Raw genomic sequence first — 12,156 nt, 5'->3', positions numbered from 1 at the left:
CTGGCGTTCGCCAGGTCGCATCGCTCCCCCCACCGACAACACCCACGCCACGGGACAAGCCTGCCTCTACAGGGTATGGTGCACCTCTATTCCTCCCTGACCCGGCCCGCATGCGCTACGACCTCACCAGCCTGGACCTGTTCATCACTGTCGCCCAAGAGCGTAATCTGACGCGCGCTGCGGGTATCAAGCACCTTGCAGTCTCCGCGATCAGCAAGCGCATCAGCGAACTTGAGGCGCAGATCGGATCGCCGCTTCTGATTCGCAACGCGCGCGGTGTCGAATTGACGCCTGCCGGCCAGTCCCTGCTCTATTACGCCCGTCAGCTCAAGCAGACCATGGCACAGCTGGACAACGAACTCAGCGAGTTCGCCGCAGGGGTCAAGGGTCATATCCGCATCCACGCCATCACTTCGGCGCTGTCGCAGTTCCTGCCCCAGGACATGGCTGGCTTCGTCCAGCTTTACCCACAGATCAAGTTCGATATCGAGGAAGGTATTGGCTCGGCGGTCGTCCGGGCTGTCGCCGACGATCACGCCGACCTCGGTATCATCTCCTCGCACACCGCTCCTCTGGGGCTTGAAACCCTGCCTTACCGGCACGATGAATTGGTGTTGGTGGTGCCGGCAGAACACGATCTGGCCAAGCGCCGCACCGTGCACTTCAGCGAGGTGCTGGCGTATGAATTCGTCGGCCCGCACCTGGACAGTACCCTGCACAGCCTGCTCACCGAACAGGCCAAAACAATGGGGCAACCGCTCAAGCTACGCATCCGTATCAGCAGCTTCGACTGCATGTGTCGCATGGTCGCCAATGGCCTAGGTATTACCGTTCTGCCGCGTAGCGCGGTTGAGCCCTACGTGCGCAGCCATCGCCTCAAGTGTGTGACCTTGTCGGAGCCCTGGGCCCATCGTTCATTGCTGCTGGTATTCAAGAAGTACGAGGTCGCCTCGCCGACGCTCAAGACCTTCATCGATCACCTGCGCGCACCCTCCGAGCCATAACATCCCTTCGAGCGTTCTCCGATGGAGAACGCTGACGTGGCAATCGATCAATTTTCACTCCGCGCTCCAGCGCCTAGCATTGGCCGACCTGCAGCGTCGTCGCCTGAACGACGACATGACAACGACAAGAAGCCGAGCGACACGCGCATGATCGACAATGCCCACCTGATGAGTCCCCTGCAGATCGACCAGGATCACTTCACCTATCTCGATCTCAAGAAACTGCTGGCTCCCACCCAATTGCAACGCCTGCCCTACGCCATCCGCATCCTTCTTGAGAATGTGGCGCGCTGCGCTCCCGAGGCGCTGGATGCCGTGCTTGCCCGCGCCGTCGGCGATGGACCGGACTGCGAGGTGCCATTCCAGCCCAACCGTCTGATGTTTCACGACACCACGTGCCTGCCGGCCTTGGCCGATTTTGCTGGAATGCGTGATGTGGTCGCCGAGCTCTGCGGCGACCCGGCGGCGATGAACCCGCTTATTCCTGCGGTGCTGACCATCGACCATTCGGTGATCGTCGAACACTACGCACAAGCCGATGCGGTGGAGCAGAACCTCGAGATCGATTTTCGTCGCAACAGCGAGCGCTATCGCTTCATCAAATGGGCGCAGAAGAGCCTGGACAATTTTGCTGTCATTCCACCGGGTACAGGCATCATCCACCAGATGAACATGGAGGCCCTGGCCAAGGTGGTGTGGGAAACCCGCACCGCCGAGGGTCAGCGTTTGCTGCACCCTGACGACATGGTTGCCACCGACAGCCACACGCCGATGATCAACGCCATCGGCGTGCTTGGCTGGGGTGTCGGCGGCCTGGAAGGGCAGGCGGCGATGGTGGGGGAGCCGGTGCCGATCAACTTCCCCCAGGTTATCGGTATTCGTGTCAGCAACGCCCTGCGCCCTGGGGTGACCGCCACCGACCTGTCGCTGCACGTGGCCGAGATCCTGCGTCAGCGTTCGGTGGTGGGCAAATTCGTCGAGTTCACAGGCCCGGGTTTATCGAACCTCGGCTGGGCTGCGCGTGGCACGGTATCGAACATGGCGCCCGAGTATGGTGCCACCGTGGTGTTCTTCCCCTTCGATGACCAGACCCTCGATTACCTCAAGCTCAGCGGTCGCTCCGCCGAGCTGTGCCTGCAGGCCGCCACCTACCTGCAGGTTCAGGGGCTCTATCGCCACGACGACCTGCCGGAGCCTGAGTTCGACGAACTGATCGAGCTCGACCTTGCCAGCATCGAGCCCAGCGTCGCAGGCCCCTACCAGCCGCACCAGCGTCAGCCGCTGTCGCGCGCCGGCGAGTCGTTCCGTGAGCAGGTGCTGGGCGCTAGCGAACTGATCGGTAACCGCTATTTCGAACCCAGCTTCGGCGAGGCCATCGACCATGGCGCGGTGGTGCTTTCGGCCATCACCAGTTGCACCAACACCGCCAACCCCGCGCAGATGATCCAGGCCGGTCTGCTGGCCCGTCGCGCGCGGCACTTGGGGCTCAAGCGCAAGCCTTGGGTGAAGACCTCGCTGTCGCCCGGTTCGCAGGTGGTGGCTGATTACCTGAGTGAAGCCGACTTGCTGCAGGACTTCTCCGCCCTGGGTTTCGACCTGGTCGGGTTCGGTTGCATGACCTGCATCGGCAACTCCGGCAAGCTCGAGACGCATGTCGAGGCCTTTGCCGATCAAGGCCTGAAGGGGGTGGTGGTGCTTTCGGGCAACCGCAACTTCGAAGGCCGGGTAAACCCCAAGGTACCTGCAGGCTACCTGGCGTCGCCTGCACTGTGCGTCGCCTTCGCCATTGCCGGGCGCATCGATATCGACCTGACCCGCGAACCGCTCGGTCAGGATAGCGGCGGTAACCCGATTCACCTGCACGACCTGATGCCCGCGGATGACGAAGTGCAGGCGCTGGTGGCCCAGGTGGTCAAGCCCGAGTTCTTCCAGCAGCGCCTGGCCACGGTGTGGGACGGCACCCATCATTGGCAGGCCCTTTCGGCCGAGGGCAGCGTGCAGTTCCCCTGGGACGCGCGCTCGACCTACCTGCGCCGCCCGCAGTACCTGGCCGATATCCGGGCCGAACCCAAGGCGAGCCTGGCAATCGAGAACGCCCGCTCGTTGATGGTGCTGGGGGACAACGTCACCACCGACCATATCTCCCCAGCCGGCGCTATTCCCGCCAGTAGCCTGGCTGGCCAGTGGCTGCTGGCTCGCGGCGAAGACCCACATGACCTCAACCAGTATTCGACCCGGCGCAGTAACCACGAAGTCATGCTGCGCGGTGCCTTCACCAACAAGTCGGTGAAAAACCGTCTGCTCGGTGATACCCAGCCTGGCGTCGGCGCCTGGGCCTGGAATGCCGACCACAGTCAGTGCCTGCCGCTTTACGAAGCCGCGCAGAGCTATGCCGGTACCCCCTTGGTGGTGTTCGCGGGTATCAACTACGGCGCAGGCTCCAGTCGCGATTGGGCGGCCAAGGCCCAGGCATTGCTCGGCGTGCGAGCCGTGGTGGCGCGCAGCATCGAGCGTATCCACCGCAGCAACCTGATCGGCATGGGTGTGCTGCCCTTGCTGTTCCCGGCAGGGCAGGGCGTCGAAGACCTTCAGCTCGACGGCAGCGAGCAGTTCGATTTCATCGGCCTGGACGAACTGAAGGTCGGTGACAACCGCATTCGCCTGCAGGTGCGCCGCGTCGATGGCGGTGTCGATGAGGCCGAGCTCATCGCACGGTTCGACTCGCAGCAGGAGATCCGCTACCTCAGCAATGGCGGTGTGCTGCCCTACGTCATTCGCAAGGTGGTGCAACGCACCCGCGGCTGAGGCCCCGGCACGAACGGTTGAACAGGGCGCGGACTTGCCTGGCAGCTCCGCGTCCCTGACCATGGGCAGCCAGCCAGGTGATCCACCTATCCGCAACTGGGAGAACGACCCTTATGTACGCCTATGTCGGTTCGCGCACCACCCGGGAGCGCAACGCCCGCGGCGATGGCATCACCGTGTACCGCCTCGATCAGGGCAACGGCAGCCTGGAGCAGGTCCAGGTCGTCGGCGACCTGGTCAACCCGTCCTTCCTGGCGCTGAATCGAGCCGGGGACCGGCTCTATACGGTGCATGGCGACCTCGACGAGGTCAGCGCCTTCACCGTCGAAAAGGCCACTGGTCGACTCACGTTCCTCAACCGGCAGCGCTGCGAAGGCAAGAATCCGGTGCACCTGGCACTGGACCCGAGCGAGCGCTTCCTGGTGGTCTCGAACCACCTCACGGGCACGCTTGCCGTGCTAAATGTCGAACAGGACGGCCGCCTCGGCACCCTCAACCAGTTGCTCGAGCTCGAGGGCCCGATCGGCCCGCACCGCATCGAGCAGCCCTTTGCCAAGCCGCACTTCAACCTCTTCGATGCCTCGGGCCAGTTCGTCCTGGTGCCGGACAAGGGGCTGGATCGGATATTCAGTTTTCGCTTCGACAACGGCCGGCTGCATCCCGCCGAGCAGCCTTTCGTCACTACCCGTGAAGGTGCCGGACCGCGTCATGTCGCGCTGCACCCGAAGGCGCCGTTCGCCTATGTGATCAATGAATTGGATTCGACCGTCACCACCTACCGCTTCGACCCCCACAGCGGGGCACTGCAGCCGTTGCAGGTACTCCCGTCGCTACCGTCGAGCTACACCGGCAACAGCCGTGCCTCGGAGATCGAGATCGACCGCAGCGGTCGCTTCGTCTACGCCTCCAACCGCGGCTATGACAGCCTTGCCGTGTATGCGGTCGATGTCGCCAGCGGCCTGCTGAGCCTGATCGAAGTGCAGCCCAGTGGCGGCAAGACCCCACGCTTCTTCGCCCTCACTCCCAATCAGCGGTTCCTCTTCGCGCTCAACGAAGACAGTGACAGCATCGTGGCTTTCGCCGTCGATCCCGAGCAGGGGAGGTTGCGCCAGACCGGTTTCTCGGTGCCCACCGGCAGCCCGGTGTGCATGGTCTTTTCTGCCTGAGCTGATGCTCGGATCGGTGAGGGCCTTTTCGCGGGCAAGCCCGGTCCCACAGCCAGTAGCTGTAATCATCAGTCCCACTCATAGCCCAGCGGAGTTCCAATGACTCTCACTATTCCCAAGGCCGTCCTCGAAGAACTCGCCCCCGATGGCGTCCTGCGTGCTGCCATCAACTACGGCAACCCGGTCCTCGCCCAACGCGGCCCTGATGGCGAGCCCCAGGGCGTCTCGGTCGCCCTGGCCAGGCAGTTGGCTGAAGAACTGGGCGTGCGCCTTGAGATGCGCACCTTCGACGCCGCGGGCAAGGTATTCGCCACGCTGGAGGAGGGCGCCTGGACCTTGGCTTTCCTCGCCATCGAACCGGTGCGCGAGACGCAGATCGCCTTCAGCGAGCCCTACGTGCTGATCGAGGGCACCTACCTGGTCAGGAAAGACGCTCCCTTCCAGCACGTCGACGAACTCGACCAAACCGGCTTGCGCCTGGCCGTCGGCAAAGGCGCGGCCTACGACCTCTACCTCAGCCGCACCTTGCAGCATGCCGAACTGTGCCGCGCCGACACCTCCGCCGCAGCCGTCGATCTGTTTGTCGAAGAAAATCTCGACGCCGCCGCGGGTGTGCGCCAGCCTTTGCAGAAGGTCGCCGACACTGATCCACGCTACCGTGTGCTCGACGGTGCGTTCACCGCGATCCGTCAGGCCATGGCTGTTCCGAGGGGCTGCGACAATTCGGCTGCATTCGTACGTGACTTTGTCGAGCGTTGCCTGCGTCAAGGCTTTGTTCGGGGGGCTTTGCTGGCCACCGGACAGACCGATGTCAGCGCACCGCGCTGACCGTCCCTGGACTCCACCCACGTCCAATCAATTGAGGTAACAAGCAAGATGGCCAAGGCCGCCGATGTCGTTGTGCAATGCCTGGAAAACGAAGGTGTCGAGTATGTGTTCGGCATTCCCGGCGAGGAGAACCTCGACCTGCTCGAATCCCTGCGCAAGTCGAAGATCAAGCTGGTACTGACCCGCCACGAGCAATCCGCAGGCTTCATGGCCGCCACCTATGGTCGCCTGACCGGCAAGACCGGCGTCAGCCTGTCGACCCTGGGCCCTGGTGCGACCAACCTGGTGACCGCCAGTGCCTACGCCTACCTGGGCGGCATGCCGATGATGATGATTACCGGCCAGAAGCCGATCAAGAAGTCCAAGCAGGGCCGTTTCCAGATCATCGACGTGTGCGGCATGATGGACCCCATCACCAAGTACACCCACCAGTTCGCCTCGGCCGACAACATCCCGGCGCGCATGCGTGAAGCCTTCCGCCTGGCCGAGGAAGAAAAGCCCGGTGCCGTGCACCTGGAACTGCCTGAAGACATCGCTGCCGAGCAGACCGACGCGCTGCCGATCCCGCGCAGCCTGCACCGCCGTCCGTTGGCCGAGCACGTGGCCATCGAAGCCGCCGTGCAGAAACTGCAGAACGCCCGCAACCCCATCCTGGTGATCGGTGCCGGTGCCAACCGCAAGATGACCGCCAAGGTCCTCAAGCAACTGATCGACAAGACCGGCATCCCGTTCATCACCACGCAGATGGGTAAAGGCGTGGTCGACGAGCGCCACCCGCGCTTCCTGGGCAACGCGGCGCTGTCGTCCGGTGACTTCGTACACCGCGCTGTCGAAGCCGCTGATCTGATCATCAACATCGGCCACGACGTGATCGAGAAGCCGCCGTTCTTCATGGTCCGTGGCGGCACCGAGGTCATTCACATCAGCTTCCGCTCCGCCGAAGTCGATGCCGTGTACTTCCCGCAGGTCGAAGTGATCGGCGACATTGCCAACGCCGTGTGGCAGATCAGTGAAGCGCTGACCGACACCTCGCACTGGGACTTCACCCGCCTGATGGCGATCCGTGAAGCCAACGAGGCGCAGATCGCCGAAGGTGCAGACGACGACCGCTTCCCGGTCTACCCGCAGCGCCTGGTTGCCGACATCCGTCGCGTGCTGCCCTCCGAAGGCATCGTCGCGCTGGACAACGGCATCTACAAGATCTGGTTCGCCCGCAACTACAAGGCGCACAAGCCCAACACCGTGCTGCTGGACAACGCCCTGGCGACCATGGGCGCCGGTCTGCCGTCGGCGATGGCTTCGCACCTGGTGTACCCGGAACGCCCGGTGATCTCGGTGTGCGGCGACGGTGGCTTCATGATGAACAGCCAGGAGCTGGAAACCGCCGTACGTCTGGGCATGCACATCACCGTAGTGATCCTGCGTGACGACGGCTACGGCATGATCCGCTGGAAGCAGGCCAACATGGGCTTCACCGACTTCGGCCTGGACTACGGCAACCCGGACTTCGTCAAGTACGCCGAAGCCTACGGCGCCAATGGCCACCGCGTGGAAAGCGCCGAAGGCCTGCTGCCGCTGCTCGAGCACTGCATCAAGACCCCGGGCGTGCATGTGATCGACTGCCCGGTCGACTACAGCGAGAACGACCGCATCCTCAACAGCGAGCTGCGTGAGCGCGCGCTGGCGGTGTAAGGCCTGAGGTGTCTTCGCGGGCAAGTCGGCTTCCCGGCAGGTTGGGGAAGCAGGCTTGCCCGCGATTGCATTGTGGCGGGCAACAAACGCTTCACCTTATTTTTCCCTGTGCTAGGGTGCACGCACATCCGCTTTTCAGGACACCCGCACCATGCTCCCGCCGCTCAGCGAAAAAGAACTCCACCGCCTCGAAGACCTCCTGATCACCTACGGCAACGATTACTCGGTACTCAACCTCGCCGAGCTCAACGGTTTCTTCACTGCGCTGGCCAGCTCCCCTGTCAGCGTAAATCCCGAGCAATGGCTGCCAGCCGTTGCCGGCGGCAAGGTGCCCAAGTTCAAGAAGCCCGCCCACGAGGAAGCCTACACTGCGCTGATGCTGCGCTACGCCGACCAGGTCGCCGAGCAGTTGGCCGAGAACCTCGACGGCTTCGAGCCGCTGTTCGAGGAAAGCGAGGGTGAGGAAGGGCCAGCGATCATTCTCGAAGAGTGGTGTTTCGGCTACATGCGCGGCACCCAGGTTGCCGAGTGGAGCGAGTTGCCAGCGCAGCAGGACGCCCTGCTCAAGGCCATTTCCCTGCATGGCCTGGAAGACAATTTCGAGCTGCTCGATGCGATGAGCTTCGACGAACATCAGGCCTGCGTGCCAGGCGTGATCGAGGCGGCCCGCGGTCTGTATCGCTATCAGAAGCTGATACGCAACTGATCACTGGCGCTTCATAGCGAAGTCGAGACTCAGAGCAACCGGTGGCCATCGACCTACCACCGCTGCCATCTATTGCGGTGGCTTCTTCGCGGGCAAGCCTGTTCCCACAGGGTTTTTGGGCAGTGCACCGCTTGTATTATTCCGATCAGCGAAATTATGGATTGCTGGCCACACGGATTCTGTTGAACGGCGAACAGGTGCAGGATTCACTCCAGCAGCGCCACTCTTGGATACCGGCGCTCAGACCTCAACCCTTTGAACCGGAGTCCAGACCATGTCCAACCCTATCAAACTCTATCACTTCCCCAAGTCCGGCCACGCTCATCGCGCCCTGCTGATGCTGTCGCTGCTCAAGCTGCAGCCGGAAGTCATCTTCGTCGACCTGGCCAAGGGCGAGCAGAAAAAGCCTGAGTTCCTGGCCCTCAACCCGTTCGGGCAGGTGCCTGTGATCGACGACAACGGCACCGTCATCGGCGACTCCAACGCCATCCTCGTCTACCTGGCCAAGACCTATGGCCAGGGCCGCTGGTTGCCCCAGGACGCTGCCGGCGAAGCCCGTGTACAACGCTGGCTGTCCATCGCCGCCGGCCCCGTCGCCTTCGGACCTGCCGCTGCCCGGCTGATCACCGTGTTCGGTGCAGGCTTCAATGCCGACGAAGTCATCGGTCGTGCCCACAACCTGCTCAAGGTGCTGGACGCTGAGCTCGGCAAGACGCCGTTCCTCACCGGCAGCGAGCCGAGCATCGCCGACGTCGCCAACTACTCCTATATCGCCCATGCGCCGGAAGGCAACGTGTCGCTGGAGGCCTACCCGAATGTGCGAGCGTGGCTGGCACGGATCGAGGCACTGGACGGTTTCGTGGCGATGCCGCGCACTGCGGTAGGGCTGCAGGCCGAGGCCTGATCCACGCGAGAGGAGATGAGTGATGAACGTCGTCGAACCGCTCGAGCAGTATGCCGCGTGGCCTGGGGACAGCTGCCCTGATATCGACACGCTCGATGTCCCGGCGCTGCCCTGTGCTGCAGAGTGTGAGGCCAGTTACCTGCTGCCGCAGGTCATCACTCATCCCGACCTACTCATTCGCCCCGGCTGCTGAAATAATCGCACATCGTTTCCAGGCAGAAGGGCAGGGCATGGACCACATCCACCTGATGAAGGTATTCGTCGCCGTCGGCGAGCTGGAAAGCTTCGCTGGCGCGGCACGGCGGCTGGACATGTCGCCCGCTGCGGTGACCCGTGCGGTCAGCGCCCTCGAAGAACGCCTGGGGGTCAAGCTGCTGCTGCGCACCACCCGCAGCGTGCGCCTTACCGAGGCCGGTGGCCGTTATCTGGAAGACTGCCGCAGCATCCTCGCCAGCATCGCCGAGGCCAACGAGGCGGCTGCCGGTGTCAACGCCACGCCCAAGGGTGAACTGGCGGTGACCGCGCCGATCCTGTTCGGCAAGAAGTTCGTCATGCCCAGCATCGTGCGTTACCTGCAGCAGTACCCTGAGGTTGACGTGTCGGCCTACTTCCTCGATCGGGTGGTGAACATGGTCGAGGAGGGCATGGATGTGGCAGTGCGCATCGGCCAGTTGCCCGACTCCGGGCTCAAGGCCCTGCGTGTGGGCAAGGTCAGGCGCATGCTCTGCGCCTCGCCCGATTACCTTGCCAGGCACGGCGTACCGACTCACCCCTCCGAACTGCACGAGCATGTGGTGATAGCCACCACCAACCTGTCGCCACGTGCAGGCTGGCGCTTCGGGGTGACCGACGAGCCGACCATGGTGCGCATGAAGCCGCGCCTGACCGTGACCAGCAACGACGGTGCCATTGCCGCAGCATGCGCAGGCCTGGGTATCGCCCGGCTGCTGTCTTACCAAGTGGTCGAGGAGATCGCCAGCGGTCGCCTGCAGGTGGTGCTCGCCGATTTCGAGGAGGCGCCCTGGCCTATCCATATCCTGCACCGCGAGAGCAAGTACGGCTCGGCCAAGGTGCGCGCGTTCATCGACATGCTCGCCGCCGACGTGCGCGCCAAGGGCCTGGACTGACTGTCCGTCAGCCTGGCAGATAACGCAGGCGCAACCCCAGGCTGGTCTGCTCACCTTGTTGCAGCAAGCGCAGCCCCGGGCGCCCGGGCAGGTGATGGGCGTTGATCGGGTGGCTGACCGGCTCGAAGCAGAAGAAGTCGCGATCCTGCGGACAGAACAACAGAAAGTGCTCGGCGCCGGTGGCCTGGCATTCCAGGCGATAACCCGCGTCGGGTTGTTCGATGGTGCACGTGCCTGTCCAGCCTGCGAAGGCGTGATCGATCTGAGTCGGTGGCAGGTGGCCGGGGCTGTCGAAGCGCCAGGCCTGCGGAATGGGCGCCAGCCGTGATGGCAGCTCACCGGTCTCGCCAAGCCACACTTGGCTGGCGGACGCCTGCAGGCGGGTGTCCGGATACCGCGGAAAGTACGGATGCAGGCCCAGCCCGTGCCAGGTCGCCTGAGCGGCAAGGTGAGTGACGTGCAGCTCCAGGTCAAGACGCCCCTCGTGCAGGTGCACATCCAGCATTGCCTGGTAGGCGAAGGGCTGCTGGCTGTCGAGGACCAGCCGTGCTCGCCGCTGGCTGTGGTGCTCCACGCGCCACGGCTGCTGCCAGGCGCTGCCGTGGATCGGGTAGGGATCGTGGTCGGTGTTCGCGGCCAGGGCCTGCCAGCCGTCCGGGCGGGCGAAGCCGCCAGCGGCGATGCGATTGGACCAGGGCACCAGCGGATAGCAGGCCAGGCGCCGGGGTGAGCCGCTGGCGCGTGCTGCGGCATCGCTGTGGCGCAACAACGCCTGGCCGGTGGCCTTGACCTGCCAGTTGACCAGGCTGGCGCCCAGCGCGGGGGCCAGGGTGAGGCGGGTCAGGCGGTCTTGCAGGTGTAGTTCGATCATTGCGCTGTTCTCCACCAGGGCCGTGATCATTTCGCCGCGGGCTGACGGCGGTACGTCAGCAGCACGATGCCACTGACCACCACCGCCCCCCCGAGCAGTTGCAGGCCGCTCAACTGTTGGTCGAGCAGGGCCCATCCCAGCAGCAGGGTGGCGATCGGTTCGATGTTCATCACTGGCGCGTTCTGCGCCATGTTCAGCCGTGGCACGCAAACGAACAGCAGGGTGAATGCTACCCCGTACAGCACCACCAGGCTGGCCAGGGCCATCCATCCTCCTGCGCTGCCCGGCAACGACAGCCCCGCCGGCACCCAACCACCAGCGCCTGCCACCAGCATGCTGGCGAACACGATCAGCAAGGTCAGCAGGCTGCGGACCGGGCCATGCACAGCGGCCAGCTTGTTGTCGGTGATCCACAACGCACAGGCGAATACGCAGGCGGCGCAGAAGGCCAGGCTGACCCCGAGGGTCCAGTGCGGATTGCTCGTGCCACTGTCGGCCAGGCGTCCCGGCACATCCAGGGCCAGCACCAGGCCGCAGAGGATCAGGGCCATGAACATCACTGTGCGCCCGGTTGGACGTACGCCGTTGAGCGCCCAGTTGAGCAGTGCCAGCAGGATCGGGAAGGTGTTGCCCACCAGCAGTGCCAACGCCACCGGGATGCGCGCCACCGCCGAGTACAGGCACAGGCTCTGGGTGGCGATCAGCAGCCCCAGCAGCAATTGCCAGCGCCGGGTGCCGCTGGGCAGCCCCAGGGCCTGGCGTTGCCAGAGCACGAGGCTGGCCAGGGCCAGGAAGGTGATGCCCGAGCGGCAGAGAATCGCCAGCAGCACGCCGGTGCCGTCATCGAAGGCGATGCGTGCGGCGATGTGGTTGCCGGCGAACGAGCAGGCCAGCAGCGCCAGGAGGGCGATGGCCAGCTTGCGCGGGAAGAGGGACGGTGAGACGGGAACAGCCATGTGCAGGATCCATTTGCAAAAGAGGTCGACAGTGGGGGCTTGCAGAAGCGGGGGCCTACGCCAAGGACACCGCACTGCATGGCACCCGCTCTGCCGG

11 protein-coding genes are annotated in these 12,156 nt (G+C 64.1%); 9 read left to right on the top strand and 2 right to left on the bottom strand.

The genetic code is table 11. From position 1 onward, the window contains the following. Nucleotides 1-110 precede the first annotated feature (110 nt). The 9 genes from APH44_RS12205 (at nt 111) to APH44_RS12170 (ending at nt 10,232) form a co-directional block, all read left to right on the top strand. A complete protein-coding gene (locus APH44_RS12205; protein ID WP_054892951.1) occupies nt 111-1,004 on the top strand; it encodes a LysR family transcriptional regulator in 894 nt (297 codons plus the stop codon). Between the two features lie 147 nt (nt 1,005-1,151). After that, entirely contained in the window at nt 1,152-3,809 is a 2,658-nt protein-coding gene (acnA, locus tag APH44_RS12200; RefSeq protein WP_054892950.1) for an aconitate hydratase AcnA, read from the top strand. A gap of 113 nt (nt 3,810-3,922) precedes the next feature. After that, a complete protein-coding gene (locus tag APH44_RS12195; protein ID WP_054892949.1) occupies nt 3,923-4,975 on the top strand; it encodes a lactonase family protein in 1,053 nt (350 codons plus the stop codon). Between the two features lie 99 nt (nt 4,976-5,074). Beyond that, nucleotides 5,075-5,803 carry a transporter substrate-binding domain-containing protein gene (locus APH44_RS12190; protein WP_054892948.1) on the top strand — a complete coding sequence of 243 codons (729 nt, stop codon included), beginning with the start codon at nt 5,075-5,077 and terminating at the stop codon, nt 5,801-5,803. Nucleotides 5,804-5,851: 48 nt separating this feature from the next. After that, entirely contained in the window at nt 5,852-7,495 is a 1,644-nt protein-coding gene (locus tag APH44_RS12185; protein WP_054892947.1) for an acetolactate synthase large subunit, read from the top strand. Between the two features lie 151 nt (nt 7,496-7,646). Continuing rightward, nucleotides 7,647-8,201, top strand: coding sequence for a UPF0149 family protein (locus tag APH44_RS12180; protein WP_054892946.1), 555 nt, complete (start codon nt 7,647-7,649; stop codon nt 8,199-8,201). 274 nt (nt 8,202-8,475) lie between these two features. Next, entirely contained in the window at nt 8,476-9,105 is a 630-nt protein-coding gene (locus APH44_RS12175; protein WP_054892945.1) for a glutathione S-transferase family protein, read from the top strand. A 22-nt stretch (nt 9,106-9,127) separates the two neighbouring features. Next, nucleotides 9,128-9,298 carry a hypothetical protein gene (locus APH44_RS29730; protein ID WP_156343746.1) on the top strand — a complete coding sequence of 57 codons (171 nt, stop codon included), beginning with the start codon at nt 9,128-9,130 and terminating at the stop codon, nt 9,296-9,298. 37 nt (nt 9,299-9,335) lie between these two features. Continuing rightward, nucleotides 9,336-10,232, top strand: coding sequence for a LysR family transcriptional regulator (locus APH44_RS12170; protein ID WP_054892944.1), 897 nt, complete (start codon nt 9,336-9,338; stop codon nt 10,230-10,232). 7 nt (nt 10,233-10,239) lie between these two features. On the opposite strand, the gene APH44_RS12165 is transcribed toward APH44_RS12170, so the two are convergent. Next, nucleotides 10,240-11,103: an aldose 1-epimerase gene (locus APH44_RS12165; protein WP_256216495.1), complete on the bottom strand. Its 864-nt coding sequence runs from the start codon at nt 11,101-11,103 to the stop codon at nt 10,240-10,242. 26 nt (nt 11,104-11,129) lie between these two features. Further along, nucleotides 11,130-12,059, bottom strand: coding sequence for a DMT family transporter (locus APH44_RS12160; protein ID WP_054892942.1), 930 nt, complete (start codon nt 12,057-12,059; stop codon nt 11,130-11,132). Nucleotides 12,060-12,156 lie beyond the last annotated feature (97 nt).

The organism is Pseudomonas sp. NBRC 111143 (assembly GCF_001320965.1).
GTDB classification, from domain to species: domain Bacteria; phylum Pseudomonadota; class Gammaproteobacteria; order Pseudomonadales; family Pseudomonadaceae; genus Aquipseudomonas; species Aquipseudomonas machongensis.
Note: the sequence above shows the minus strand (reverse complement) of the source record. Positions and strands in the feature narration are given on the sequence as shown.